This window comes from Brooklawnia propionicigenes, assembly GCF_030297015.1.
Classification (GTDB): domain Bacteria; phylum Actinomycetota; class Actinomycetes; order Propionibacteriales; family Propionibacteriaceae; genus Brooklawnia; species Brooklawnia propionicigenes.
Genome location: NZ_AP028056.1, coordinates 2,721,943 through 2,746,746 on the forward strand (window position 1 = coordinate 2,721,943; position 24,804 = coordinate 2,746,746).

At 63.2% G+C, this 24,804-nt stretch carries 27 protein-coding genes and 2 pseudogenes; 17 read left to right on the plus strand and 12 right to left on the minus strand.

Annotated elements, in window-relative coordinates:
* The first annotated feature begins 32 nt into the window (after positions 1 to 32).
* The 3 genes from QUE25_RS12510 to QUE25_RS12520 are packed head-to-tail and all read left to right on the plus strand — an operon-like array spanning position 33 to position 3,467.
* A complete protein-coding gene (locus QUE25_RS12510) occupies positions 33 to 287 on the plus strand; it encodes a type II toxin-antitoxin system Phd/YefM family antitoxin (protein WP_286265503.1) in 255 nt (84 codons plus the stop codon).
* Positions 284 to 691 (plus strand): type II toxin-antitoxin system VapC family toxin, encoded by a 408-nt coding sequence (locus QUE25_RS12515; protein ID WP_286265504.1) that lies wholly within the window; start codon positions 284 to 286, stop codon positions 689 to 691. The genes QUE25_RS12510 and QUE25_RS12515 overlap by 4 nt, the downstream gene beginning before the upstream one ends.
* Complete coding sequence (locus QUE25_RS12520; RefSeq protein ID WP_286265506.1) at positions 684 to 3,467, plus strand: type I restriction endonuclease subunit R; 2,784 nt, start codon at positions 684 to 686, stop codon at positions 3,465 to 3,467. The genes QUE25_RS12515 and QUE25_RS12520 overlap by 8 nt, the downstream gene beginning before the upstream one ends.
* Before the next feature lie 90 nt (positions 3,468 to 3,557).
* On the opposite strand, the gene QUE25_RS12525 is transcribed toward QUE25_RS12520, so the two are convergent.
* A complete protein-coding gene (locus QUE25_RS12525) occupies positions 3,558 to 5,057 on the minus strand; it encodes an IS1634 family transposase (RefSeq protein ID WP_425332717.1) in 1,500 nt (499 codons plus the stop codon).
* 133 nt (positions 5,058 to 5,190) lie between these two features.
* Between QUE25_RS12525 and QUE25_RS12530 the strand changes: the two genes are divergently transcribed.
* Both QUE25_RS12530 and QUE25_RS12535 read left to right on the plus strand, forming a co-directional pair.
* Positions 5,191 to 6,531 carry an ISL3 family transposase gene (locus tag QUE25_RS12530; RefSeq protein WP_286265508.1) on the plus strand — a complete coding sequence of 447 codons (1,341 nt, stop codon included), beginning with the start codon at positions 5,191 to 5,193 and terminating at the stop codon, positions 6,529 to 6,531.
* A gap of 10 nt (positions 6,532 to 6,541) precedes the next feature.
* A pseudogene (locus QUE25_RS12535) lies at positions 6,542 to 6,937 on the plus strand (type I restriction endonuclease subunit R, EcoR124 family); the annotation flags it as partial.
* Positions 6,938 to 7,083: 146 nt separating this feature from the next.
* Here the strand turns inward: QUE25_RS12535 and QUE25_RS12540 are convergent.
* Together QUE25_RS12540 and QUE25_RS14925 are read right to left on the minus strand one after the other, a co-directional pair.
* Positions 7,084 to 7,293: a hypothetical protein gene (locus QUE25_RS12540; protein ID WP_286265513.1), complete on the minus strand. Its 210-nt coding sequence runs from the start codon at positions 7,291 to 7,293 to the stop codon at positions 7,084 to 7,086.
* 12 nt (positions 7,294 to 7,305) lie between these two features.
* Positions 7,306 to 7,446, minus strand: a complete 141-nt coding sequence (locus QUE25_RS14925) for an ImmA/IrrE family metallo-endopeptidase (protein WP_425332718.1) — start codon at positions 7,444 to 7,446, stop codon at positions 7,306 to 7,308.
* Positions 7,447 to 7,804: 358 nt separating this feature from the next.
* Here QUE25_RS14925 and QUE25_RS12545 point away from each other — a divergent pair, with 358 nt between their 5' ends.
* The 3 genes from QUE25_RS12545 to QUE25_RS12555 all read left to right on the plus strand — a co-directional run bounded on the left by QUE25_RS12545 (position 7,805) and on the right by QUE25_RS12555 (position 10,434).
* The gene (locus tag QUE25_RS12545; RefSeq protein WP_043537034.1) at positions 7,805 to 9,046 is read left to right on the plus strand and encodes an IS256 family transposase; all 1,242 of its coding nucleotides are present in this window, start codon (positions 7,805 to 7,807) and stop codon (positions 9,044 to 9,046) included.
* Positions 9,047 to 9,374: 328 nt separating this feature from the next.
* Positions 9,375 to 9,998 carry a DUF6434 domain-containing protein gene (locus tag QUE25_RS12550; RefSeq protein ID WP_286265514.1) on the plus strand — a complete coding sequence of 208 codons (624 nt, stop codon included), beginning with the start codon at positions 9,375 to 9,377 and terminating at the stop codon, positions 9,996 to 9,998.
* A gap of 4 nt (positions 9,999 to 10,002) precedes the next feature.
* Complete coding sequence (locus QUE25_RS12555; RefSeq protein ID WP_286265516.1) at positions 10,003 to 10,434, plus strand: GNAT family N-acetyltransferase; 432 nt, start codon at positions 10,003 to 10,005, stop codon at positions 10,432 to 10,434.
* 35 nt (positions 10,435 to 10,469) lie between these two features.
* On the opposite strand, the gene QUE25_RS12560 is transcribed toward QUE25_RS12555, so the two are convergent.
* The gene (locus QUE25_RS12560; protein WP_286265519.1) at positions 10,470 to 11,408 is read right to left on the minus strand and encodes a permease prefix domain 1-containing protein; all 939 of its coding nucleotides are present in this window, start codon (positions 11,406 to 11,408) and stop codon (positions 10,470 to 10,472) included.
* A gap of 1 nt (position 11,409) precedes the next feature.
* Positions 11,410 to 11,766, minus strand: a complete 357-nt coding sequence (locus QUE25_RS12565; RefSeq protein ID WP_286265521.1) for a PadR family transcriptional regulator — start codon at positions 11,764 to 11,766, stop codon at positions 11,410 to 11,412.
* Between the two features lie 166 nt (positions 11,767 to 11,932).
* On the opposite strand from QUE25_RS12565, the gene QUE25_RS12570 reads away from it, so the two are divergent.
* Together QUE25_RS12570 and QUE25_RS12575 are read left to right on the plus strand one after the other, a co-directional pair.
* Entirely contained in the window at positions 11,933 to 12,490 is a 558-nt protein-coding gene (locus QUE25_RS12570) for a GOLPH3/VPS74 family protein (protein WP_286265523.1), read from the plus strand.
* Positions 12,439 to 12,681, plus strand: a complete 243-nt coding sequence (locus QUE25_RS12575; protein WP_286268565.1) for a GPP34 family phosphoprotein — start codon at positions 12,439 to 12,441, stop codon at positions 12,679 to 12,681. Before QUE25_RS12570 ends, QUE25_RS12575 begins: the two co-directional genes overlap by 52 nt.
* Positions 12,682 to 12,705: 24 nt before the next feature.
* Here QUE25_RS12575 and QUE25_RS12580 read toward each other — a convergent pair whose 3' ends face one another.
* The 3 genes from QUE25_RS12580 to QUE25_RS12590 form a co-directional block, all read right to left on the minus strand.
* A complete protein-coding gene (locus QUE25_RS12580; protein ID WP_286265525.1) occupies positions 12,706 to 13,266 on the minus strand; it encodes an ABC-2 transporter permease in 561 nt (186 codons plus the stop codon).
* 65 nt (positions 13,267 to 13,331) lie between these two features.
* Positions 13,332 to 14,144: an ABC transporter ATP-binding protein gene (locus QUE25_RS12585; protein ID WP_286265527.1), complete on the minus strand. Its 813-nt coding sequence runs from the start codon at positions 14,142 to 14,144 to the stop codon at positions 13,332 to 13,334.
* A complete protein-coding gene (locus QUE25_RS12590; protein WP_286265529.1) occupies positions 14,137 to 14,529 on the minus strand; it encodes a GntR family transcriptional regulator in 393 nt (130 codons plus the stop codon). The genes QUE25_RS12585 and QUE25_RS12590 overlap by 8 nt, the downstream gene beginning before the upstream one ends.
* Before the next feature lie 137 nt (positions 14,530 to 14,666).
* Between QUE25_RS12590 and QUE25_RS12595 the strand changes: the two genes are divergently transcribed.
* The 4 genes from QUE25_RS12595 (at position 14,667) to cysE (ending at position 17,886) form a co-directional block, all read left to right on the plus strand.
* Positions 14,667 to 15,572, plus strand: coding sequence for a capsular polysaccharide synthesis protein (locus QUE25_RS12595; RefSeq protein ID WP_286265532.1), 906 nt, complete (start codon positions 14,667 to 14,669; stop codon positions 15,570 to 15,572).
* Positions 15,569 to 15,940 carry a DUF4186 domain-containing protein gene (locus tag QUE25_RS12600; protein WP_286265535.1) on the plus strand — a complete coding sequence of 124 codons (372 nt, stop codon included), beginning with the start codon at positions 15,569 to 15,571 and terminating at the stop codon, positions 15,938 to 15,940. The genes QUE25_RS12595 and QUE25_RS12600 overlap by 4 nt, the downstream gene beginning before the upstream one ends.
* A gap of 118 nt (positions 15,941 to 16,058) precedes the next feature.
* Complete coding sequence (locus QUE25_RS12605) at positions 16,059 to 16,868, plus strand: aldo/keto reductase (RefSeq protein ID WP_286265537.1); 810 nt, start codon at positions 16,059 to 16,061, stop codon at positions 16,866 to 16,868.
* Between the two features lie 235 nt (positions 16,869 to 17,103).
* Positions 17,104 to 17,886 (plus strand): serine O-acetyltransferase, encoded by a 783-nt coding sequence (gene cysE / locus QUE25_RS12610; protein ID WP_286265540.1) that lies wholly within the window; start codon positions 17,104 to 17,106, stop codon positions 17,884 to 17,886.
* Here cysE and QUE25_RS12615 read toward each other — a convergent pair whose 3' ends face one another.
* Positions 17,887 to 19,254: a plasmid pRiA4b ORF-3 family protein gene (locus QUE25_RS12615; protein WP_286265542.1), complete on the minus strand. Its 1,368-nt coding sequence runs from the start codon at positions 19,252 to 19,254 to the stop codon at positions 17,887 to 17,889.
* Between the two features lie 126 nt (positions 19,255 to 19,380).
* Between QUE25_RS12615 and QUE25_RS12620 the strand changes: the two genes are divergently transcribed.
* Positions 19,381 to 20,691: a DUF222 domain-containing protein gene (locus tag QUE25_RS12620; RefSeq protein ID WP_286265544.1), complete on the plus strand. Its 1,311-nt coding sequence runs from the start codon at positions 19,381 to 19,383 to the stop codon at positions 20,689 to 20,691.
* 24 nt (positions 20,692 to 20,715) lie between these two features.
* Here QUE25_RS12620 and QUE25_RS12625 read toward each other — a convergent pair whose 3' ends face one another.
* Positions 20,716 to 21,603 (minus strand): fructose bisphosphate aldolase, encoded by an 888-nt coding sequence (locus QUE25_RS12625; protein WP_286265546.1) that lies wholly within the window; start codon positions 21,601 to 21,603, stop codon positions 20,716 to 20,718.
* Between the two features lie 99 nt (positions 21,604 to 21,702).
* Positions 21,703 to 22,012, minus strand: a pseudogene (locus QUE25_RS12630) (NAD(+)--rifampin ADP-ribosyltransferase).
* Positions 22,013 to 22,072: 60 nt separating this feature from the next.
* On the opposite strand from QUE25_RS12630, the gene fdxA reads away from it, so the two are divergent.
* On the plus strand, positions 22,073 to 22,390 hold the full coding sequence (gene fdxA, locus QUE25_RS12635) for a ferredoxin (RefSeq protein WP_286265548.1): 318 nt from the start codon (positions 22,073 to 22,075) through the stop codon (positions 22,388 to 22,390).
* A gap of 86 nt (positions 22,391 to 22,476) precedes the next feature.
* Entirely contained in the window at positions 22,477 to 23,481 is a 1,005-nt protein-coding gene (locus tag QUE25_RS12640; protein WP_286265550.1) for a zinc-binding alcohol dehydrogenase family protein, read from the plus strand.
* Between the two features lie 22 nt (positions 23,482 to 23,503).
* Here QUE25_RS12640 and QUE25_RS12645 read toward each other — a convergent pair whose 3' ends face one another.
* Positions 23,504 to 24,694: a M20 metallopeptidase family protein gene (locus tag QUE25_RS12645; protein ID WP_286265552.1), complete on the minus strand. Its 1,191-nt coding sequence runs from the start codon at positions 24,692 to 24,694 to the stop codon at positions 23,504 to 23,506.
* Positions 24,695 to 24,804: the final 110 nt, after the last annotated feature.

A 24,804-nucleotide genomic window follows, 5' to 3' on the forward strand; every position in this document is an offset into this window, starting at 1 on the left:
ATCTAGCTAGATATGGCATCTACACTGGCTTCATGAAGACCATCACGGTGGCAGAATTGCGCCAGAACCCCACCGAAGCACTCAACGGGGTTGAGGCGGGGGAGACATACCTCGTGACGAAGCATCGTCGCCCGGTGGCGAAGCTCGTGCCATACGAGGCTGAGACGATCACGATAACTCCGCCTCGGAAGCCCGGGGGCTCGCGGCTTGCTGATCGTCCCCGCGACCGCGTCTATGGTTACGACGAAGTCGAGGCACTGCTAGCTGAGATGGAAGAGAATCGGTGACAGGCTACTACCTGGACACGTCCATAGCTGCGCACGCTCTCCTGCGAGGCGGACGGGCAGCTCGCTGGCTGGACGAGACCACCAGCAACCCGACGTACGCAGTGTTCTCTTCCCGATTGCTGCAGACAGAACTCACCCGTACCCTTCGTCGAGAGGACCGTGCGATCTCGGAACGCGACGACGTGCTGGACTATGTCGGTATCGTCCCGATTACCGAGGGTGTGCTCGCCACGGCCGAGGCGATCATGGAACATGTGAAGACGCTTGACGCGATTCACTTGGCGACCGCGCTGTCGTTGGGCAGTGGGGTAATCGTCGTGAGCCACGATCAGAACCAACTTCGAGTCGCCGAACAGATAGGTCTGCATACGCTCGACCCACTGGAAGAACCCGCCCGTGGCTGATATCGCCTACCGCAAATACGATCCCATCGCCGTCTCCGCCGAAAGCACTGTCGTCGCCGAGTATGTGCCGGATGCGACGGCGGAGACGGCATATCAGTCGGAGGCCACGCTGGAGCGCGAGTTGATCCGGCTGCTGGAGTCGCAGGCCTACGAATATCTGCCCCTGACGTCCGAGACGCAACTGGTGGTGAACCTTCGCGCCCAGCTTGAGGAACTGAACCACATCAGGTTCTCGGATGCCGAATGGCAGGACTTCTTCGGCAACAAGATTGCCGGCAAGAACGACGGCATCATCGAGAAGACGACCCGCATCCAAGAGGATTACGTCCAACTCCTGAAGCGTGATGATGGTTCGACGAAGAACATCACCCTGCTGGACAAACAGAACATCCACAACAACCGGCTGCAGGTCATCAATCAGTACGAGGTTGATCAAGGCCATCCCGAGGATCCGCAGAGCGCTGGTAGTCGCTACGCCAACCGGTACGACGTGACGATCCTCGTCAATGGCCTTCCGATGGTGCACATCGAACTGAAGCGACGCGGCGTCGATATCCGGGAGGCGTTCAACCAGATCGACCGGTATCAGCGGGACAGCTTCTGGGCCGGTTCTGGGCTCTTCGAATACGTGCAACTGTTCGTCATCTCGAATGGCACGCTGACGAAGTACTACTCGAATACGACCCGCGGCCAGCACATCAAAGAAGGACAGAAGCCAGGCAAAGCGCGGAAGACCTTCAACAGTTTCGAATTCACGTCATGGTGGGCGGACGCACAAAACAAGCCGATTCAGGATCTCACCTCCTTTGCGAAGACGTTCTTTGCAAAGCACACATTATTGAGCATCCTCACCCGCTACTGCGTACTGACAGCAGATCGGATGCTGCTGGTGATGCGTCCATACCAGATCGTGGCGACCGAGAGAATACTGCAGAAAATCAGCATCTCGACGAACCAAAGACAGCTCGGCACTCTGGCCGCCGGTGGATATGTCTGGCACACGACCGGGTCAGGCAAGACGCTCACAAGCTTCAAGACGGCGCAACTGGCGTCCAAGCTGCCGACCGTGGACAAAGTCCTGTTCGTGGTCGACCGCAAGGACCTCGACTACCAGACCATGCGTGAGTACGACCGATTTCAGAAAGGCGCGGCGAACTCCAACACGTCCACTCGGATGCTGAAGAAGCAGTTGGAAGATCCGAGCGCGCGAATCATCATCACGACGATCCAGAAGCTGTCGACGTTCATCAAGGCGAACAAGGGTCACGCCATCACGAGCGAGCATGTTGTCATCGTCTTCGACGAGTGTCACCGGTCGCAGTTCGGCGACATGCACGCCGACATCACGAAGGCCTTCAAGCGTTACAACCTCTTCGGATTCACCGGCACGCCGATCTTCTCCGCCAACGCGAGCTCCGGTGGCCGGCCGCAGCTGAAGACGACCCAACAGGCGTTCGGGGAGAAGCTGCACACCTACACGATTGTGGACGCGATCACCGACAAGAACGTGCTGCCCTTCCGGATTGACTACATCAACACCGTAAAGGTCGGCACAGTCGTCGACAAGCAGGTCCCCGCGATCGACACTGAGAGGGCCCTACTCGCGCCCGCGCGGATCAGCGAGATCGTGAAGTACACGTTGGACCATTTCGATCAGAAGACGAAGCGGTCGTCCAGTTACGAGCATTCCGTGGTTACGAACGTGTCCGAGGCGACGCGAATCCGCAACCAAGCGGAGGCCGTGCGTGAGCACAAGCGAGTGCGCGGGTTCAACGCCATCTTCGCGACCGCATCGATTGATGCTGCGCGTCGTTACTACAACCACTTTCGAGTTCAGCAGGACGAGTTGCCGCCGGATCGGCGTCTCAAGATCGGTTTGATCTATTCCTATAGCGCGAACGATGCGAGCGATGACGGCATTCTCGACGATGAGGCCTTCGACACCGATGCCCTCACGGCCGATGCACGCGGCTTCCTCGAGGATGCGATCCAGGATTACAACGACCTGTTCGGCACCAGTTATGACACCAGCGCGGACAAGTTCCAGAACTACTACAAGGACCTTTCGCAACGGCTGAAAAACCGCGAACTCGAGCTCGTGATTGTGGTCAATATGTTCCTCACCGGGTTCGATGCGACCACCCTGAACACTCTGTTTGTCGACAAGAACCTGCGCGCACACGGGCTGATCCAGGCGTTCTCCCGAACGAACCGCATCCTCAACTCGGTGAAGACCTATGGCAACATCGTTACCTTCCGCGATCTTGAAGACGAGACGAACGCGGCGCTTGAGCTGTTCGGCAATAAGGACGCGCGCGGCGTTGTGCTTCTGAAGCCGTACGGCGACTACTACGGAGAGTACGCCGACAAGGTGGGTGAACTGCTCGAGTCCTTCCCGCTGGGCCAACCCATCATTGGGGAGAGCGCACAGAAGGAGTTCATTCGGCTATTCGGGCAAATCCTGCGCTTGGAGAACATCCTGACCGCGTTTGATGAATTCACCGGAAGCGAACTCCTTGATCCGAGACAGGCGCAGGACTATCGCAGCGTTTATCTGGATCTGTACGCGGACTTCCGCAAGGATGAGAAGGCCGACAAGGAGTTCATCAATGATGATCTGGTCTTCGAGATCGAGCTGATCAAACAGGTCGAGATCAACGTCGACTACATCCTGATGCTCGTCGCCAAGTACCGAGAACAGCATGGTAACGGGCAGGACAAGGGGCTCTTCAACCTTGAGGTGGGGGTGAGCGCGACACGCCAGAGCGCGGGGTGAGGGTGGTTGGGGGTCGAGGCCTTCAGGATCGGAAGCGTCTCTTCAACCTGACCGGAAGGCCTCGACGTGTCCGACCCGACTTGGGCCAATTTAGTGCGCATCTGAGTTGTTGATCTTGGCGAGGATGTCGGCTTCGTCGGAGGGGATGGGTTGGCTGGCGGTGATGGTCTGGCCGGCGACCGTGAGGGTGACGTCGCGGTACTGACGGAAGGTACGCACGAAGCGTTTGATGGTCCATCCGGTGGCTTGTTCGATGTGGTGGCTGACGGCCAGCGCAGCGAACACGACCGCCAGGTGAGCATCGATCGACTCTTTCTTGTGGTGGTAGACCGGGCGGGCTTTCAGATCGTGTTTGGACATTCGGAACGCGTGTTCGACATGCCACAACTGGTGATACGCGCCGATCACGAAGTCGGCCGGCTTGTCCAGGTTCGTCACATACGACTTCCACCCGGCCAGCGTCCGGACTTTGGTCTCCAGTTCCCGGTTGATTGACGGACGTGCCCCGGACAAGGTGATGAACCGGTTGCGTTTCACCGGGGTCTTCCCCGCGACCGCGTTCGCGGCCTTCGTGAGCTGCTGATCGACACCGTGCAGGGTACGGCGGGCACGATCGGCCCGGTACTGGAAATACACGCTCCGATGCCGGGTATCGGCCTTGACACCCATTACCTGTTTTTGTGACAGCACGAGCTGATCGGGCGGATCAGTATCGGGATGGTGTTTGCGCCACTGGCTGATCGCGTACGGGATCTCCGGGATCTTCCCGCCCACGATGAACGACCAACCGGCATCCTCGATATCTTTCAGGTTCTGCTCGCTCATCATCCCAGCATCAGCAACCACGACCACATCAGCGATCCCGTGAGCCTCCACGAACCCCCGGATCAGCGGGATCATCGTCTTGGTTTCGGCCCGGTTCCCTTCGAACGCTTCGATCATCAACGGGGCGCCGGTCGCGTCGGTCAACAACCCGACCGTGATCTGCGGCTCCAACCGGCGTTCCTTCGAAAATCCTGGTTCACGGAACCCGTCACCGGTATCGGTCTCGAACCATAACGTCGTCACATCGTACAAAACCAGGGCGGCAGGACCCAGATCAGACCTGGCTGAAACAGCCCCTGACAATCGGTGACGAAACGCGGGTTCGGCGTAAACAGGCAGCCGCCGTTTCACGGTGCGATACGACAATGGCCGGATACCGGCCTCAGCCAGCACCCGGGCCGCGTCCAGTTTCGACGACGGTTCAATGATCCGCGCGGTCACCAAATGCTCGAACACCAGATCCCCGCCAGCGGCCCGCTCCAAGCCGAGTTGCCGATAAACACCGGCGATCGCATCCAGCAGCCGGCCCATCCGCATCCCGGCCACCACAACCTCAGACTCCACCGCCAGAGCCGGGTCTTCGAGGGGGAGCTGGTCTTGCCCGGCAGCGATCCGCTGCACGGCAGCTGCCTTCAACAGTTCGACCTCGGCCGGAACCCGCGCCGAGCCAATGTGTTCGATATCTCGTGACCCACGCACCGACTTCCACACGATCTGAACAGCCGTCGCCCCCGACCCCGTGGTCACCGTCCGCACATACGCCACACTGATAGCTTCACAACCCCCCAATTAGTGCGCAACCCCAAACACGACACACCTAGCCAACCCCATGATCAACATCGAAACCGGGAATCGTGGCCCAAGTCAGGTCTCTTCAACCTGACCGGAAGGCCTCGACGTGTCCGAGCCTACGGGGTGCTGCTGCGCTTCCACGACCCCTTCGTACTGTGACCATTGCGACCTGCTGGTCGGCCTGGACGGCTTGCACGTGGTCGACGTCGACAAGACCGGCCATGGCGTGCTCGTGGTCACGATGGAGTCCGCGCCGACGGTGATGGGCTGCCCGACGTGTGGGGTGGTCGCTGAGAGTCGCGGCCGACGCACGACCACGCTGGTGGACATCCCGTGTTTCGCCCGGCCGACCCGGCTGCGGTGGCGCAAACGCACGTGGCGGTGCCTGGAGCCGGCGTGCCCGACCAGGGTGTTCACCGAGCAGGACGAGCAGATAGCCCGCCCGCGCGGGCTGTTGACCACCCGGGCGTGCCGGTGGGTGATCGAGCAGGTCCGCCGCGAGCACGCCTCCATCCACGGACTCGCGCGGCAGCTGGGGGTGGCGTGGAAGACGGTATGGGGCTCGATCCAACCCATCCTGGCGACGCTGGCCGTCGACGAGGCCCGGTTCGCCGGCGTGACCACCCTCGGGGTGGACGAACACCTGTGGCACCACGTGAGTCCCCGCAAGCGCGGCCCGAAGGAACTCACCGGCATGGTCGACCTGACCCGTGACAAGGACGGACGCGTCCGAGCCCGGCTGCTCGACCTCGTACCCGGCCGCTCCGGGACCGTGTACAAGACATGGCTCGACCAACGCGGCACGGCGTTCAAGGCTGGGGTCGAGGTCGCCACCCTGGACCCGTTCCACGGCTACAAGAACGCCATCGACGACAAACTCGCCGACGCCACCGCTGTCCTGGATGCTTTCCATGTGGTCGCCCTGGCCGGCCGGGCGGTCGATGAGGTTCGCCGCCGCGTGCAGCAGGAGATCCACGGTCACCGTGGCCGTGCCGGCGACCCGCTGTACGGGATCCGGAACATCCTGCGCTGCGCGGCCGAGCGGCTCACCGAGAAGCAACAGGCCCGCCTGGCCGCTGCCATCGCCGCCGACGAGCGCCACGACGCCGTCCACATCGCCTGGCAGTGCGCCCAACGTGTTCGCGCCGCGTACGCCCACCCCGACCCCGCTCGAGGCCGCCAACTCGCTGAACAAGTCGTCGCCAGCTTCCCCACGTGTCCCATCCCCGAGATCGCCAAGCTGGGCCGCACCCTCAAGCAGTGGAGGGACGCCTTCCTGGCCTACTTCGACACCGGCCGCGCCAGCAACGGCGGCACCGAGAGCATCAACGGGCTCATCGAACTCCACCGCCGCATCGCCCGCGGCTTCCGCAACCGAGACAACTACCGGCTACGCATGCTCCTCATCGGCGGCGGACTCACCCCGCCACCCCCACCGGAAGTGTGAAGAGCCGGACAAGGAAGTCCGCGCCGAGATCTCCCGGGCCGTGGACGCCAGCCCGACGCTGCGGAACAAGAAGGACCTCATCGAGAACTTCGTCGACTCGGTCTCCATTGACGGCGCAATCGACGAGGAGTGGCAGGCCTTCATCGCCGCCAAGCGTAAGGCAGAGCTGGAGACCATCATCCGGGACGAGAACCTCCGTGCCGATGAGGCTCGAGCGTTCGTGAAGACAGCATTCCGCGATGGCACGCTTCGCACATCGGGCACGGCGATTACCAAGGTCCTGCCACCTACCTCGCGTTTCTCGCACACTGGCGGGCACGGAGAGAAGAAACAGCGCGTTGTCGCCAAGCTCAGCGCGTTCTTCGAGCGCTTCTTCGGGCTGAGCTCTGAGCTCGGACTGGGGTGAGCAATAGAAACACTGAGGGCTGCCAAGCAGGTCCTAGTTGGACAAGCACAGTCGGCCTGTCCGATATGGGAGCGGAAGGCTTGAGGCCACAGTGGTGTTGGCCGGCCTGGAGCTAGCGCGATGCTTCAACGCCCAGCAGATGCGTGCTATGAGAGGTCGAGGCTTCTCGCGGCCTCCGAGATGCTGATCTTGTTGGCGGAGCCGAACATCACTTTGCGTAGAAGTTGCGAGTTCTCGGGGATGATGCCACCGGGCTCAGCGGAGCGGTAGCCGAGGTCAGACAAAGTGACGCAAGTGCTCCGATACTGCCAATCGCTGAGGAGGTGAAGCTCGTGAAGACGATGAGTCATGGCCATCGCGGACACCTTTCAGAACGAGCGGGCTGCGAGGATTCGCTCCAGGCTCGCCGCACGCATGGACTGAGCCAGAACGCCGCTAGAAGGCATCAGCAAGCTTGCCGCGAACTGGTTTGCTTCGGCTTCGCGTTCCTTTGAGGTGCTGGGGTCCATGTCCTGTTCGCCGTGCAGGACCGTCGATGAAGTCCTCCGTCAGTACCACTCTTGGATGAGTTGGCGCGATCTTCTCAGTGGTAGTCAACGATCTCCCCCTCCTCTGGTCCGGCGTCGCCCCATACGAAACAGATCCGCCGCTGGTCGTTGATCCTAGTGCCGCACTATCTTGCACCATAGACAGAGGTGCATGGCGTGACTAATCTTCTTCAGTTGCGGCGCGAAGTCGTACCTCTAGTAGAGCCCCCTAGAGTGGTGTAGCCCCCACAGTGGCCGTGGCCGTCGATGACGGCAGGGCGGTCACCGTGGGATCCTTCGAGTTCACCTACCAAAGCTCTCTCAAAGGAAATCAACCACGATGACCGCTCCTCACATTGTCGACCCCGCCCGCGTGCTGGGCAACCTGCTGACCGAAGCCTCTCCGGACATGATGCGCCAGCTGCTGCAGAACATGATCAACGCCCTCCTCTCGGCCGATGCCGACGCCGTGTGCGGCGCCGAATGGGGACAGCCCTCAACCGAGCGGGTCGCGCAGCGCAACGGCTACCGCCACCGCCCGCTGGACACCCGCGTCGGCACCATCGACGTGGCCGTCCCGAAGCTGCGCTCCGGCAGCTACTTTCCCGAGTGGCTGCTGGAGCGCCGCAAACGAGCCGAAGCGGCCCTGATCACGGTGATCGCTGACTGCTACCTCGCCGGCGTCAGTACTCGTCGGATGGACAAACTCGTCAAGACCCTGGGCATCGACGGCCTGTCGAAGTCACAGGTCTCACGCATGGCCGCCGACCTCGACGAACACGTAGCGCAGTTCCGGCACCGCCCCCTGGGCGAGGCCGGGCCGTTCACGTTTGTTGCAGCTGACGCGTTGACGATGAAGGTCCGCGAAGGCGGACGCGTGATCAACGCCGTGGTCCTCGTCGCCACCGGCGTCAACGGCGACGGACACCGCGAGGTCCTGGGCCTGCAGGTCGTCACCTCCGAGACCAAACCGGCGTGGAACACGTTCTTCGCCGATCTGGTGGCCCGCGGCCTTGCGGGGGTCCGACTGGTCACCAGCGATGCCCACGCCGGGCTGGTGGAGGCGATCGCGGCGAACCTGCCTGGCGCGTCCTGGCAGCGCTGCCGAACCCACTACGCCGCGAACCTGATGTCCGTGACCCCGAAGAGCATGTGGCCCGCGGTCAAAGCGATGCTCCATTCGGTCTATGACCAACCCGACAAAAAGTCGGTCCAGGCGCAGTTCGACCGTCTGCTCGACTACACCGCCGAGAAGCTACCCGAGGTTGCAGAGCACCTCGAAGCCGCCCGGGCAGACGTGCTCGCGTTCACCGGCTTCCCCAAGGACGTGTGGACCCAGATCTGGTCGAACAACCCCGCCGAACGCCTGAACCGTGAGATCCGCCGCCGCACCGACGCGGTCGGGATCTTCCCCAACCGGGAAGCGATCATCCGCCTCGTCGGCGCTGTCTTGGCCGAGCAGACCGATGAGTGGGCAGAAGGGCGCCGCTACCTCGGCCTCGACGTCCTCGCACGATGCCGACTCAGCACCATCACCAACGCCGTTGAGGAGGTGACCGAACCCCTCGCCCTCACCGCCTAGACGAAGGAACCGCTACACCACTCCACTGGACTTGACCGTACCTCTACGCGGGGACCGCCTCGAAACGCCCTCAAGTGAAGAAGACTAGGCACGCTCAACGCGATAGCCGATCGCAGTGGAGGGGCCGCAAGCACCCTGGCAGTCTGCTGTTGAGCAGCCTGAGGGCTGTACGAGAGGATGATGCCGTGGACGTCACTAGTGGCGGTGCTCGTGTCAGGCGCAGCGCAGACCCCGAATACTCACACCGCTTGGGCTTGCATGGTGCGTCATCGCGCGCGTCCTCCAGTGATCCGGGCGCGGCTCACCAGAATCAAGCGGGGCCGGCCGTATGACTCGCCCCGCGTCATCTCGCCCCGATCTCGTCCCTGGTCTCTCTTCTGAGGAGTTCCAGCGCTGGTACTGGCTCAAGACCGAGCTCGTTGACTTTGCCCGCACCCTCGGCATTCGTGCGAGCGGAGGCAAGGAACTACTCACGGCCCGCATCGCAGCGTCGCTCGATGGACGTGATTTTGCTGAGCCGGCGCCGATTCGAAGCAGCGGGCCAAGGCAACTCGTGGGCGAGCTGAGCGCAGCCACGGTCATCCCCGCCGGGCAACGATGCAGCCAGGTTGTTCGCAGGTGGCTTGAAGGCCAGGTCGGCTCTGGTTTTCGTTTTGATGCCCCCATGCGCGCATTCTTCGCTCAGTCTGATGGAACCCCGACCATGCAGGATGCACTCGACTGCTGGCACGCCAGTCGTAATCAAGGTGAACGCACTATTGATTCACAGTTCGAATACAACCGCTTCACGCGGACGTGGTACGAGGAACATCCAGATGGCCTGCGCGAGGATCTCCTGTCGGACTGGAAGGAGTATCGCGGTCGTCCGATAGACGGGCGCGGGGAACGGGATCGAGGACGGAGCGCCTCGGCCGGTGCTTCGTCACGCAGCTTCAGACCAGATGGGAGTTGAGCCCGTGAAACAACTCGTTCACCCGCTCACCCGCACCCAGATCGAGAGTCCGCCGTTCTGGGCGCTGCTCTATGAGGCGGCGGGGGTGGCTGACGACGCTCTCCGGCACATCCGCGACACGGAGTTGCCCGCCCTTGAGGTCATCGGTGTCACCGACGGCGACGTGGTCGCCTTCGCGGCCTTCGCCGTCACGGCCGATGAACTCACGCTTGAGTACATCGCGGTCGACGCCGGCACTCGTGGACGCGGCATCGGCGCATCTCTCGTGGACGCCATCCGCAGCACCCACCCTGGTCTCCCGCTTCTCGCCGAGACCGACAATGATGCTGTGGACTTCTACCGGGCCCTCGGCTTCACCGTCGAGCCACGGCCAACCGACCCCCGCTGGCCCGGTCGTCCCCGGTATCGCTGCACGCTCGGCGCGAGCAGTGCCTGAGCAAGCGCCAGCAGCGGGCCGCCTGTCAGACCGACTCAGCGTCCATCCCGATGCTTCTTGAGCCAGCCGTCGATGATGTCCCAGACCGAGATGCCGGCGACGGAGAAGCCCAGCAGAATGGTCAGAGTGCGCAGGGTGTCCTGTTCGACCCCGCTCACCGCGCGAAAGACCGCCACGAATTCGGGGTTGAACAACTGCCCGCGGACGAGCAAGGTGAGCACCAGACTCGCGAATAGCACTGCCAGCGCGGTGTTGATCACCGCCAGAGTCGTGCTCCACCGTCCTCGCACGTACAAGACGATGGCGAACGCAGCTTCCAGTCCGACCAGCGCGATCAAATAGGGCCACAGTTCGGGGCTCAGTAGCGGAAGTGCCTCGCCGCCGGTGCGCACGAAACCGCGGAACTGATCCCACAGGATTGCGCCGGCGGCAAGCGCGAGGATCGCGAGCTGGGCGATCAGGTCGGTACGGCCGACGCCCGCCGGCTGTGGCTCGGGGAGTTGGTCAACATCCCATTGCAGCCCCGTGTCCGCGCCGGCACGTTCGAGCACGGCGAACACGAGCGTCACCCAGAAGCAGACGTGCACGATGCTCGATAGACCGGCGGCGATCGACTGGCCGATGATGGTGCCGATCGGGGCATCCGACAGTGTTTGCCCCAGCGCAACGCCGCCGACGACGCAGACCGGGACGATGATCAGCAGCAGCTTCACCAGCCGCCACCAGGTGACGTAGTAGCGCGGGCCGATCAGATGCAGCGGACGATCGGCGTAGCCCGCTGCGAGTACTGCCGGGTCTCCCAGCTCGGTGAGCACCGTGCGCTCTGCGTCCTCGCGTTCTTCGCCCTGTTCTACGCGTCCCTCGATCGCATCGGCGATGGATGCCTCCAGCTCGGCGCGCACGTCGACCTGCGCGGCGGGCGAGAAACTCTTGACGGTAGCGGCGATGTACCGCTGGGTCAGTGTGGTGGTCATGTCAGCGCTCCTCGTCGGTGGATGTCGTAGATGAATCATTGGTAAGGGAAGCGATCGCGTCAGTGAGCGCGAGCCACTCCTGGGTGAGGGCCTCGGCCAGGCGGACGCCGGCAGGGGAGGTCCGATAGAACTTGCGCGGACGCGTCTCGTCGGTGTTCCACTCGCTCGTGAGGAACCCCTGCTTCTCGAGACGGCGCAGCAGTGGGTACAGCGTGCTCGCGTCGACGGTGAACCCGCGGAATTCGAGCTCCTGAAGCAGGCCGTAGCCATAGCCGGGCGTGCGCAGCAGCCGCAGGCAGGCGACCACGATGGTCCCGCGCCGCAACTCCTGCCGGTTGCCTTCGAATCCCTCGTCCATGCATACACAATACTATGTGTCGCACACTATAGGCAAGGACGCGATATTGGGTTTGTATGATAGGAAGACTCTGACCGAAACCGGGACTTGACCCTGTTCCAAGAACACAGTTTCTACTAGAGGCAGAGCTAGTCCAGCTCCCGTCGCTGCCTGGCCCGAACGACAAGTGAGGAGTAGCCATGACCAAGCAGCCAGAAGACAACGGTGCCGACAGCGGCACCGGTACCCCCGAGGCGGGAGGACCGGATGCCCCGACTCTGGCGGAGGACCTCCTATTGCTGCTCTTCCAGCCCGATTCCGGCACTATCGCGGGGGAGACACTCTCTTCTACGTCCTTGCCGGAGCGGTACTCGCCGATCTCGCCCTCGAAGAGCGCGTGACGACCGCGGCCACCCGAACCGGCGCCACGAGGGTGGAAGCCGTCGACGGACGTGCCCCATCGGACGAGCTACTCCGTGCTGCCTGGGATTACGTGTCTGACAAGCCCGGCAAAGTCCAGACTGTCCTTGCTGCGATTGGACCGGCACTTCGCCAGCCGGTGTTGGAGCGATTGATCGCCCGCGGTGACTTCGGCGAGGAGAGCCGCAAGACACTCGGCTTGTTCAAGACGAAAGCCCTTGTGGCTGGCGAAATGGGAGGCGCGCCGACCTCGTCCATGACGTTCGCGCGGTCCTGGTCGACGGTGCAGTCCCGACCCCGCGGATTGCCGCACTGGCGGGGTTGATCTGGGCCAGCGGCACTCTGCCTCAGTTCGATCCCGAGATCCCTTGGAGCTCGGCAGTCATCACCCGGGCGCAGCAACTCGAACGCGGAAACTGGGGTGTCGGAGCTGTCGGCGACGCCGTGACACGCACCATGAACGCGATCATCGCGAGTGCTGTCATCGTCGCGATGTCGGTTCGTCCGCGCGGATGAGCAGAAGCTCTGCCCCGCTGATGGTCACAGATCCCGACGCTCGAACCACCGCACGCTCAACCCAAAGCTGACCGCCAACAGCACCGCCACAACGATGATCCCGATCCCGGCACTGGGCGCCGGCGCCTGAAGGATGAACCCGAGCAGCCCCTGCTGCCAGCTCTCGGGCATCAGCACCGCCGCCAACATGAGAACGCCGAAGCATAGGAGGGGCAGTACCGGACCCACAGCCCCGAGTCCTCCTCGGCTGGACAGCGGGCCGGTCACTGCCACGCTGATCAGGGGGATGACCGTGAAGAGGGCGGTGAGCCCCAGTTTGTCGGCCAGGTCCGTGCCCGGCAGCAGCATCGCGATGAGTACGCCGGTGATGGCGACGATGAGCAGTGCCAGCGTGTAGCGAGAGCCGATGACTTGCCGCCGCGTGACTGGCAGCGTCCCGACAAGCATGTTGATGCGGCCGCCGGACGAATCGAACGGGAACAGCCGACTGACTAGCACCATGGCCGACATGGCCACGAAGGCGATGCCGGTGGTGCCGCCCTGCGGTTGCTGCAGCACAACAGGCACCATGCCGAAGGCGAGCATGACTCCGATGACGGGTAGCAGCGCGAGAAGGCGACGTGCGTCCAGGTATATGAGGGGGAGCATCGTCAGTGTCCTTTCGCGATCCGGACGACGATGTCGTCCAAGGTGGGTTCTTCGGCAACTGCATCGTCAGGGATCTCGCCGATCAGGCGGGTCGCGATCAGTGCGTCCCAGCCGGCGGCATGGGAGCGGAGTCCGTAGGCTTCGGCCGCAACATCGGGATCCAGAGGTGTGCGTCCGCCATGGAGTATCCGGTACGACCCGAGCAGTTCGGAGCCTTCGGCACATGTCACGATCTGGCCCTTGTCGATGACGGCGACATAGTCCGCGATGCGCTCGATATCACTGGTGATATGCGAGCTGAACAGTACCGTCCGGTGCTCGTCCAGCATGAAGTCGCCGATGATCTCGGCCAGTTCGTCGCGTGACAGGGGGTCCAAGCCGGATGTGGGTTCGTCCAGCACCAAGAACGTCGCACCTTGGGCGAGTGCGGCAGCGATCTGCAGTTTCATGCCCATGCCTCGCGACAGCTGTTTGACCTTGCGGTCGGCGGGCACGTTGAACCGCTCCAGCAGCTCCTGAAATCTCGCATCCGACCAGCGTGGGTAGAACGGTCGCAGCGCTTTGCCGACCGTGGATACCCGCCAGTCGCCGTCGTAGCTGGGGGTGTCGAGGACGACACCGATGTCGGCCATGTCCGGCCGCTGGATGGTGCCCGAATCTGGGTGCGCCATCCTCAGCAGAAGCTTGATCGTGGTCGTCTTTCCGGCGCCGTTGGCGCCGACAAATCCGGTGACGAATCCTTCTTCGATCGCCAGGTCGAGGGGCCCGAGCGTGAATCCGGGGTAGTGCTTGGTGACCCCCTGCAGGTCAATCATTGTCGGTTCCTTCCTCCAAGGCGAAATCAAGTAGGGCGTGCAGTGTCGGCGCATCCAAGCCGGCTTGAGCAGCGACGTCAACGGCATCCGAGAGATGACCCTCGACCTGGCGAAGCAGGTTTTCGCGGATCAACTCGGCGTCCTTGGGTGCCACGTAGCTGCCCTTGCCGGGAACGTTGACGATGTATCCGAGCTGAGCGAGCTCGTTGTAGGCGCGCGTGGTCGTGATGACGCTGATGCGCAGGTCCCTCGCCAGGCCCCGGATGGACGGCAGTAGCTCACCCTCGGCGAGCTCATCCTTGAGGATGGCGGCGCGGGCCTGGTCGACGATCTGCTGATAGATCGGCACTCCAGACCGGTTGGACAGAACCACATGGAGCGGCACGACAACCTCCGTTATTACTGTATATATACGAGCATATACAGTCAGGTTGGCTGGTGCAACCTGCACTACCCGCGCCGCTTCGCTACGATGACGAAGATGACAGCAATCCCGGACGCATTCCCTTCCGACTAGTCCGCATGTCCGAAACTGGTCCTCTCGACAATCTCGCCGCGCAGGTGCGGCGGGCACGGGACCGCTTTGCGCCGATGATCGACCCCATCGGATCCATCGCGGCTCGAGTGATCGTGGACGAGTTCCTCGCCGAGCACCTCGATGAGCTCAGGACGACCACCGCGAGTGCCGCAGTCCCGGCGCCGGTATCGTCTGATGAACTGACCAGCCACGTCTTCACCTATTGGGGAACTCCGCTGCGCAGCGCGCCCCCGATCGTGCGTACTTGCGTGCGGCAGCTCAGGAACGTCCATCCGGACGCGATCGTGCTCGACGAGACCTCCTGGCAGGACCATCTCGAGTTGCCCGGCGTGGTCGTGGACCGGCTGCGCGATCGTCCGGCGCACTTCTCCGATCTGCTGCGGCTGTCGCTGCTCGAACGCTACGGCGGGGTGTGGGTGGACGCGACCGCGTTCGTTCCCCAGCCGCTCGGCCCGTGTCTCGATCCGCTCCTCGGCGGGGGTCTGCTCTATCTGCGGTGGAGCCGGACGCAGATCTCGAACTGGTTCATCGCTGCCAGATCACGTTCGCTGCTCATTGCGGTCGAACGCGCAGCCCTCGAGACCTGGTGGCGCGAGCACTATGAACTGCCCGACTACTTCCTCTTCCACCGCGTCTTCGAGGGTTTGCTCGATCTCCTCCCCGATGCGGAGCGCGCCTGGGCAATGGTCCCGAGGGTGAGCACCGTGCCGAGCCACTTCCTGCAACTTGAGATGTTCCGCAGCTACGAGCCGGCGCGGTTCGCGATGCTCGTCGAGGCCGCCTTCGTCCACAAGCTCAGTTACAAGTACGATCCGGCCGATGCCGTGGCAGGCACGATCGTCGACCATCTCGTCTCGGGCCGCTACCCTGGGGCGCCGGAATCCTTGTGACCAGCTCGAACGAGGTGAGGATGGTGCTGCAACGGCTCCGGCATTCGGAGTTTCGTTCGAAGTTTTACCTCTCCCGCAAGGACGTCGACTATGCCCGCGCAAAGGGCAAGGACACGATCCAGCAGCATGCTCACGAACTGCTCGCTGGGCGGATCGGTGCGGCCCAGCCAAGAAACGACGGCAAGCAGACCCCGATGCGCGGTCACCCGGTCTTCGTCGCTCAACATGCGACCGCGACCTGTTGTCGCGGCTGCGTTGCCAAGTGGCATCACATTCCACAAGGGCGGGAACTCACTGACGACGAACTCGGCTATCTGGTCGCCGTGGTGATGGCCTGGATTGAGGACCAGCTGCGACGGCATCCGTGACCGGTCTGGTGGCTTGATCGTCCCCACGGGGTGCTTAGCGATGCGACGGCCTCCCGCACGTTTGCCGTGAAACAAGACGGGAGAACAATGGGCATTGGCCACTACGAGGGAGAACCCGATGATCTTGAACGAGACATTCACCATGTCCAACGGCGTCACCATTCCGAAACTCGGGTTGGGTACCTGGTTCATTGATGATGACAAGGTGGCACAGGCCGTCCGCAATGCCGTGAAGATCGGTTACCGCAACATCGACACCGCCCAGGCGTACGGCAATGAACGCGGCGTGGGCGAGGGCGTTCGCACCAGTGGCATCCCCCGCGAGGAGCTGTTTGTCTCCACCAAGCTCGCCGCCGAGATCAAGGACTACGACACTGCGGTCGGCGCCATTGAGGGTTCACTCGAGAAGCTGGACCTCGGCTACATCGACCTGATGCTCATCCACGCGCCGCAACCGTGGGCCGAGTTCCGTCAGGCCGACTATTCCGAGGGCAACCGCCAGGCCTGGCGCGCCCTCGAAGAGGCGTATCGGGCGGGCAAGATCCGCTCCATCGGCGTCTCGAACTTCCTGGACGAAGACGTCGAGAACATCCTCGAGCACGGCACGGTCGCGCCGCAAGCGAATCAGATCAAGGTCACTCCTGGCAACACTCCCACCGACCTGATCGAGTACTGCCAAGCCAAGAACATCCTCGTCGAGTCGTACTCGCCGCTCTCGCACGGCAAGATCCTCGACAATCCGCGGGTCATGGCGATCGCGCAGAAGTATCGGGTCAGCGTCGCGCAATTGTGCATCCGCTACACCTTGCAGCTGAACACGGTGTCGCTGCCCAAGGCCTCGAGTCCTGAGCATCAGCGCACCAATGCTGACGTCGACTTCGTCATCTCCGATGACGACATGATGGGGTTGCAGGATCTGGGGGATTGAGCTCCGCAGCAGCGGGGGAGCGGTTCTCCTAGAGAGTGTGGTTACACTGTTGGTCATGGGTATCAGGTTCGATGTGTGCGTCCCCGCTTCAGGGTGCCATCGAATGCTGTGTTGTTGTCGTCACTGACTTGACCACCCGCCCCGAGGCGCCGATGATTCTTGGCCCCTCCTTGTGAGTGCTCATCTCACAACCTCACTCCTCAATCGTTCGCACTTCAAAGAAGCGAGCTGTGCCATGCCCCATACCGAAATCTGGAATCGCATCCGCGAGGAGGCTGCCTCCGACCTCCTGGCCGAGCCCGCCCTCGGCGACTTCCTGCAGGCCACCATCCTCGATCACGAGGACCTCGACGAAGCGCTGAGCTACCTGTTGGCCGACAAACTGGCAAGCCCGTCGGTCCCGGCCGAGCGGCTGCGCGAGCTGTTCGTCCATGCTTTCGCCGATGACCCCTCGATCGGTATCGCGGTCCGCGAGGACTTGCGGGCGATCATCAGCCGTGATCCCGCCGCCCGCCGCTACGCCACCCCATTGCTGTACTTCAAGGGCTTTCACGCCCTGCAGGGCTACCGCATCGCGCATTACTACTGGACGCAGGAGCGCGTGCAGCTGGCGCTCTACCTGCAAAGCCGGATCTCCGAGAAGTTCGCCGTCGACATCCACCCCGCGGCGCGGATCGGTAAGGGCATCATGTTCGATCACGCGACGTCGGTGGTCATCGGCGAGACCGCCGTGGTTGAGGACGATTTCTCGATGCTGCACGAGGTTACCCTCGGCGGTACCGGCAAGGTCGGGGGAGACCGGCATCCCAAGATCGGACGCGGCGTGATGATCGGCGCCGGCGCCAAGGTGCTCGGCAATATCCGGGTCGGTGAGGGAGCCAAGGTGGGCGCCGGCAGCGTCGTGTTGGACGATGTGCCGCCCTTCACCACGGTGGCCGGCGTGCCGGCCCGTTCCGTCAGCTACCCCGTCCACGGGCTGCCGGCTCTGGACATCGCCGACCTGGAGGGAAGCCTCTAGCTATCGCTGGTCCGCTGTCTGGAGCAGATATCGTGCGACCGCGATCTGGCGGTTCGGTGTACTAAGCCCGCTACCGCCCAGGTTCTGCAACACGTCACGGGTCGGTTTGCTCCATATGTGCACCGCGCGTTCATCGAGAAACGCATCGCCACCGGTTCGCCAGCCGATCCACTCCATGATGCGGGCGGCCTCGTCGAAGCTGTGTAGCCAGTCCTTGCCGGCCGCGACGAACAGCAGCGCTATCGTGCCGGCATCTTGTTCATGCTGTTTGCCGAGTGGCAGCCGGGTGGCGATGTGGCGCAGCAGGTGGGGCGGATCGCCGGCGAGCCTTCGTCCGTTCGAAGTCACCGTGAGGCGACCACGGCTCAACCGGACGAGACCGAGCGCGGTCGCAGACCTGCGTAGCGACGACACCGTCTGCGATGTGTCTTCGCGGGTGCCTATCCCGACCCATTCGGTTTCGGGACCGAGCTCGGCGAGGATCTGTTGGACGACCCGCGGTGGTAGATAGCCCGCCTGAGTGAGAGTCAGGCCGTCGCCTATCTCGGCAAGCAGCACCTGGTAGCCGCGCACGGCGTCCGCCATGTCGCGCTCGGTCAGACTCGGTGAGCCGAGGTCGGCACGCCTGATCAGCTCACCCAGATCGGAGAGTGGTGAGCCACCGGCGTTCCGCATCAGGATGCTCACCATCGGATGGAACTGTTCGAGCGGGGGCAATAGGCCACGCGCGAGAACCGCATTGACCTCGTCGACGGAGAAGGCTACCGGATCATAGCCGGGAGGCAACCAGTCCAGCACCTGTTGTACCCATTCGGGGTCGGCGCCCTCGGTTCGTCCGTCGAGCCAGTTCAGGAGCTCTTCCAGGCCACCGATCCCGCCGAGATCCTCGGGCGGGCAGGCTCGCTGGCCCGCGAGGCACCATGCGTCCGTGTCGCCCGCGCGCCAGGGCTCGACGCTCTCAAGCTTCATCGTGTGCCACCAACTGTCACCGAAGTCGTACTCGTAGAACAGGCAATCGCCGGGCTCGGAGATCACCTGGTCGAGATGCACATCGCTTTCGGGGATGCCCTTGTCACCCTCGGCGATGTCGAACGGGGTGAGGAAGTGCTGCGTGGTCGGATCGTGGGTGTCGGGACCCATGACGAAGTGATGCAGATGGGAATCCGTCCACCCCATCGCGATCTGCACGACCTCGTGCACCTGCGGAAGCGTGAGATCGCTTGCCAGCCGCAGCTGCCGCCAGATGGGCGGGTGAGCATCATCAAGGTCGAGGCGGACGATGAGCGCCGCCTTGACCGCACGCCTGCCCAGCGGCGTGGGCGTAGTCAGAGCGAACCCGTCGGGATCAGCCCAGTAAGTGGATGCCATACGTCGATCGTAGGCAGGAGGCGGACGATCGGACGCGCCCGACCAAGCAGCCTGCCGCCGGGAAATACTCGCAAGTATTCGAACGAAAGCGTTGTATTCGAACACAGATTCGAATAAACTGAGGTTATGGAAGACCCCACCCATGACCCAAGACTGCTGGTCGACTCGAAGACCAGCGCGGAAGTGTTCGATGCGCTGGATCATGCGCATCAGCAGTTGATCGGCGCTGAGATCGCCGAGCTCGTGGCGATCACCCACGCGGCCGACCTATGGAAGATCGACGAGACCGCGGTAGGCGAAGGCATCGAAGGCCTGATGCGGCCCGGCCATGACGGCACACCGGAGGTAGGCGAGTTCCTGGCTCTGGAGATCGGCCCACTCCTGGGGATTTCGGCCTCATCAGCCATCTGCCGAATCGGAGAGGCGCTGGACCTGCGGCATCGACATCCCATGTTGTGGCAGGCAGTTCTGGCCGGGAAGATGCGCGTGTGGCAGGCGAACAAGATCTGCATCGCCTGCTCACACCTGTCCGCTGAAGCCGCTCTGAAAGTCGACCGTGCGATGAGCGCCGGAGTTGGGGCGCTGCCGTGGTCGCGGATCATGAGAGCGCTGCCGGGGCAGATCATCAGTGCGGATACCAAGCTTGCCGGCAAGCGGGCCGAGGCCGAACGCGAGGCCCGCAGAGTGCGAGTGTCGAAGATCACCGATGGGCATGTCAGTTTCTTCGGTGTCGTCAATCCCGTGGACGGGATCCTCTTCGATCATGTCCTGACCCAGATCGCCAAGACCTTGCCGGTAGGCGAGGACACGCCCATGTGCAGTGACCTGGATCGGAGGCGAGCGGCCGCGGTGGGTGTGCTCGCCAGGTCAGCGCTCGGTCAGGACAGCTTGCCCACCCATACGTTGGTCGTGCATATCTCGGCCGAAGATCCCGCGCTGACTACCGCGGATGGCGAGCTGACGGAGCAGGCGACGACCACGGGTGTGGCCAGGGTCGAGGACTGGGGCCCGATCCTGACCGACCAGCTGCCTCGATTCCTTGCTCACTCGAGAGTGATCGTCCGCCCGGTGCTTGATCCGGCAGGAATGCGACCCGTCGACGCGTATGAGACTCCCGACCGAATGCGGTTCGCGGTCGAGCAGCGGGATCCGGTGGATGTGTTTCCGTGGGGAACCCGCAAAGCCGGTCGTTGCGACATGGACCACACCATCGCCTACATGGATGGCAGACGGGGCCAGACCAGCCTTGAGAATCTCGGACCACTGTCGCGCAAGGCTCATCGAGCGAAGACCCACGGCAAGTGGCAACTTGAACAGACCACTCCTGGTGTCTTCCGTTGGACCTCGCCGCACGGGTACCACTACGAAGTGACCCCCTCGGGAACCACCCGCCTGTTCGTACCCGTGCGGGAACCTCAAGTGCTCGAGACGGCCTGACCCTGCCGCCCGTCCGTCACTTCACTAGGTGATGGACGCCTTGTAGATCGCGTCGATCGAGGCGGCCAGCGCGGCGTTGAACTCCTCGTCCGTCATGGATTCGGTCAGCCCTTCGGTGAGTGCACGGGAGAAACTGGCGATCAGGCGGTGATTGCGGGCGAGGCGTTCGTCTGCCTCGTCCCGGCTGTAACCTCCGGAAAGCGCCACCACGCGCAGGACCGACGGGTGATCGATCAGTGGCGCGTAGAAGTTGTCGACCGTGGGAATGCTCACCTTGAACATGATCGGCAGGTCGAAGATCTCGGTTGCCAGTCGCTCCATGATCTCCGCGAGCAGGATCTGCTCGGATTCTTCCTTGTCAGGAGCCTTGATATCGATCTCCGGCTCCAGAATCGGAATCAGGCCGGCATCGGAGATCTGCCGCGCGAAGGCGAACTGCTGCTCGACATTGCTGGCGATTCCCTCAGCATTGGCCGACAGCACCACAGAGCGCATCTTCGTCCCGAAGATATGAGCCTTCTTGGCCCGTTCCAGCAGGTCGTCCAGGTCGCCGATCGGCTTCATCAGGCGCACGCCGTTCGCCGGATCGGCCAGGCCCTTATCCACCTTGAGGATCGGCAGAATCTTCTTCGTATCCCACAGGTAATCCGCTGCCGGTTGTCCGGCAAAGGTACGGTCCATCGTCTTTTCGAACAGAATGGCCGCAAGAATGTGCTCGCTGGTGAATGCCGGACTGGTGACGATGCGTTCCCGCATTGCGTGAACCAGATCGAACATCTCGTCATCATTGGAATAACGGTCTTCTTCGATTCCATACAGCTTCAGAGCGCGAGGGGTGCTGCCGCCGCTTTGGTCCAATGCGGCGATGAATCCTGCTCCAGAACCCATGCGCTCGAGCTTGGTACTCAACATGCTGTCCGCCTCCCACAAGGAACATCAGGTGATACATCTCACGCTACGTCGTTATCCGCCGGACCGAAGCGGAACGATGCGGAAGATCGCCCCACGACCTCAGTCGATGATCGTGTTCTCGCCGCGACGCTGCAGATCGGCAAGCCCATCGCGCATGGCGCGGATCTGATCGGGGGAGTGCCCGGTACGAATGGGTGGGATTGCCCGGGAACCGCTTGTCGGTGAGGTTGGGATCGTCCTCGATCTCCCCGATGGGTTCCACGATGTAGATGTGGTTCGAGATGCGCCCGTCCTCGAAGTTGGACGCTCGCCCCGGCTCCAGGACCTCACCCGGGACGAGGACCGCCTTCGTCCCGTGCAGGTAGATGCCCGGCCGGAACACTTCGAAGGGCACAGGTCCGCTGGTCATGGCGTCAACGGTATCGGCCCAACCGGCCCACGGTTATGGATGTGGGCTTACCGTTGTGACATGACGTATGTGATTGCTCTGCCTTGCGTAGATGTCAAGGACCGCGCATGCGTGGACGAATGCCCGGTCGACTGCATCTACGAGGGCGAACGGATGCTCTACATTCATCCCGATGAATGCGTGGACTGCGGTGCGTGTGAGCCGGTGTGCCCGGTAGAGGCGATCTTCTTCGAGGACGATCTCCCCGAGGAGTGGGCCGATTTCCTGCCGGCGAACGCGGGCTTCTTTGAAGGTATCGGCTCCCCGGGCGGTGCTGCGAGGGTTGGCCCGATCGCGAAGGACGATCCGCTTATCGAGGAGCTTCCTCCGCAGGGCTAGGCCGTCGGGAGCTCTCCGGCCCCGGGGGCAACCAACCAGCATTCCTGCCGCGGCGATTGCAGTGATGTCGGTGCAATCATGGCTGTATGAAGACCACAGCCATCGGTTACACCGAGAATCTTCCTGCGTCCGATCCGGCCAGCCTGATCGAACGAACCATCGAGGTGCCAGCCCCAGGACCGCACGACCTGCTGGTCGAGGTCGAGGCGGTGTCGGTGAACCCGGTTGACGTGAAACTCCGCGCGGGTGCACCGTCGGGAGGATTTCGGGTGCTGGGGTTTGACGCGGTCGGGATCGTCCGCGAGATCGGCGATGCCGTGACCTTGTTCCAGCCCGGCGACGAGGTGTTCTACGCGGGCAGCTACGACCGTCCGGGCACCAACCAACGCCTGCATCTGGTGGACGAACGCATTGTCGGACGCAAACCCTCGACGCTGTCACCCGAGGATGCCGCTGCACTGCCGCTCACCTCGATCACCGCATGGGAGACGCTGTTCGACCGATTTGGCCTGACCTGGGAGAGCACCGGCACCTTGCTGATCGTCGGCGCGACCGGCGGAGTGGGCTCGGCGATGCTACAGCTGGCCGAGGTACTGCTTCCGGATGTGACGGTCATCGCCACCGCGTCCAACCCCGAACGTGAGGCGTGGGTGACCAAGCTGGGGGCCGAGCACACCGTGAATCACCACGGCGACCTCGTGGCCCAAGTGCTCGCGATCGCACCCGGTGGGGTGGATTGGCTGTTCACCGCACATTCGGAGGGACAGCTGGAGGCCTACGCCCAGATCGTGCGACCGTTCGGGCAGATCACCGCCATTGACGATGGCCCCCGAGATGTCTCCCCGCTGAAACCCAGGAGCATCACCTGGCACTGGGAACTCATGTTCACCCGCCCGGTTCAGCAGACCCCCGACATGATCGAGCAGCATCTGCTTCTCGAGCGCGTTGCCGACATGGTCGAGCAGGGTCAGCTGGTCAGCACGGCGACTCGCAGGATGACTCCGATCAGCGCGGCGACGCTGCGCGAGGCGCACCAGTTGGTGGAGGGCGGGCGACTCGTCGGCAAGCTCGTTCTGCGCGGGTGGGAGTGATCTGCGCCCGGCCTGCGTGGCGCTACAGCGCTGCCGCCCCCGCAGTCAGCCACCAGAAGGCGTAGTCGGCGTAGAGAGCGGCGCCGATCGGCAGGGCAGCCTCGTCCAGATCGAAGTTGCCGTTGTGGTGGGAGTTCTGGGTGTTCGCCACGGCAGGGTTTCCGGTGCCCAAGAACGCATAGACACCCGGGACACGCAACGCCAGGTCGGCGAAGTTGTCGCCTCCCAGAGAGATCGGACGCTGGGTGATGACCTGGATGTTGTCGTCGATCCGGCGGGCGATCTCGGCGACCTCCTCGGTGATGGCCGGCGGATTGACGACCGCGGGAGTGAACTCGCGCCACTGAACCTCGACGGTCGCGCCGAATGCCTCCGCGGTCTGCTCAGCGAGGTGAGTGATCTGCTGCCTCACCAGAATCCGCGACTCAGGCGTTACAGTGCGCGTCGTGCCTTCGAGTTCGGCGGTTTCGGCGAGCGCGTTGTACGTCGTTCCCGCGTGCAGCTTGCCGACGCCGATGACCACCGGCTCGACCGGATTGGTTCGGCGGGTCACGATGGCCTGGATCTGGGTCACCAGGCTCGCCGCCACATAGAGGGCGTCGGCGCCCAGCTGCGGACGCGAGACGTGCGCCCCCTTGCCGTGAACGGTGATGCCGAAATGGTCGACTGCCGCGCAGTTCAGTCCGGGCACGGCGGCCACCGAACCGGTGAGCAGATCGGACGCGGCGTGCAGCCCGAACGTGCGCCCCGCATCGTCCAGCACACCCGCCTCGACGAAGTCGAGGGCGCCGAGCCCGACCTCTTCGCCGGGCTGGAAGATCAACTTCACCGTGCCGCCGAAGGCTCCGCGGGCTGACTTCAGCGTTTTCGCGGCGCCCAGCAGGCAGGTGATGTGGGAATCGTGCCCGCAGGCGTGCATCACGCCGTCGATCTGTGAGCGGTAGGGCACATCGTTGGTCTCTTGTACCGGCAGCCCATCGATGTCGGCTCGCAGGGCGATGACACGGTCACCGCCGAGGTCTCCGGTGAGGGTGCCCAGCACCCCGGTGGCGCCGACGCGGCGATGGGGGATGCCGTAGAGATCGAGCTCACGTTCGATCGCCTCGGCGGTCCAGAACTCGTGCAGCGCCAACTCGGGATGCTGATGAAATGCCCGGCGTAACCCGGTCAGGTATTCCTGCTGGGCGCGCAGTTGCTCAAAGAAAACGCTCATGGAAGATTCCCTCGTGGTATTCGTGTCCGATCCTGCGATAGCCTTCCGTGTCCACGGTATAGCGATGGCGGTGAGCCCCCGCTCGCGCAGTGGGCCCACCGCCATTTTGC

Coding starts and splice junctions, on each gene's coding strand:
- QUE25_RS12510 (WP_286265503.1), top strand. CDS start 33: ATGAAGACCATCACGGTGGCAGAATTGCGCCAGAACCCCACCGAAGCA.
- QUE25_RS12540 (WP_286265513.1), bottom strand. CDS start 7,293: ATGGCCATGACTCATCGTCTTCACGAGCTTCACCTCCTCAGCGATTGG.
- QUE25_RS14925 (WP_425332718.1), bottom strand. CDS start 7,446: ATGGACCCCAGCACCTCAAAGGAACGCGAAGCCGAAGCAAACCAGTTC.
- QUE25_RS12545 (WP_043537034.1), top strand. CDS start 7,805: ATGACCGCTCCTCACATTGTCGACCCCGCCCGCGTGCTGGGCAACCTG.
- QUE25_RS12550 (WP_286265514.1), top strand. CDS start 9,375: ATGACTCGCCCCGCGTCATCTCGCCCCGATCTCGTCCCTGGTCTCTCT.
- QUE25_RS12560 (WP_286265519.1), bottom strand. CDS start 11,408: ATGACCACCACACTGACCCAGCGGTACATCGCCGCTACCGTCAAGAGT.
- QUE25_RS12565 (WP_286265521.1), bottom strand. CDS start 11,766: ATGGACGAGGGATTCGAAGGCAACCGGCAGGAGTTGCGGCGCGGGACC.
- QUE25_RS12580 (WP_286265525.1), bottom strand. CDS start 13,266: ATGCTCGCCTTCGGCATGGTGCCTGTTGTGCTGCAGCAACCGCAGGGC.
- QUE25_RS12585 (WP_286265527.1), bottom strand. CDS start 14,144: ATGATTGACCTGCAGGGGGTCACCAAGCACTACCCCGGATTCACGCTC.
- QUE25_RS12595 (WP_286265532.1), top strand. CDS start 14,667: ATGTCCGAAACTGGTCCTCTCGACAATCTCGCCGCGCAGGTGCGGCGG.
- QUE25_RS12605 (WP_286265537.1), top strand. CDS start 16,059: ATGATCTTGAACGAGACATTCACCATGTCCAACGGCGTCACCATTCCG.
- cysE (WP_286265540.1), top strand. CDS start 17,104: ATGCCCCATACCGAAATCTGGAATCGCATCCGCGAGGAGGCTGCCTCC.
- QUE25_RS12615 (WP_286265542.1), bottom strand. CDS start 19,254: ATGGCATCCACTTACTGGGCTGATCCCGACGGGTTCGCTCTGACTACG.
- QUE25_RS12620 (WP_286265544.1), top strand. CDS start 19,381: ATGGAAGACCCCACCCATGACCCAAGACTGCTGGTCGACTCGAAGACC.
- QUE25_RS12625 (WP_286265546.1), bottom strand. CDS start 21,603: ATGTTGAGTACCAAGCTCGAGCGCATGGGTTCTGGAGCAGGATTCATC.
- fdxA (WP_286265548.1), top strand. CDS start 22,073: ATGACGTATGTGATTGCTCTGCCTTGCGTAGATGTCAAGGACCGCGCA.
- QUE25_RS12640 (WP_286265550.1), top strand. CDS start 22,477: ATGAAGACCACAGCCATCGGTTACACCGAGAATCTTCCTGCGTCCGAT.
- QUE25_RS12645 (WP_286265552.1), bottom strand. CDS start 24,694: ATGAGCGTTTTCTTTGAGCAACTGCGCGCCCAGCAGGAATACCTGACC.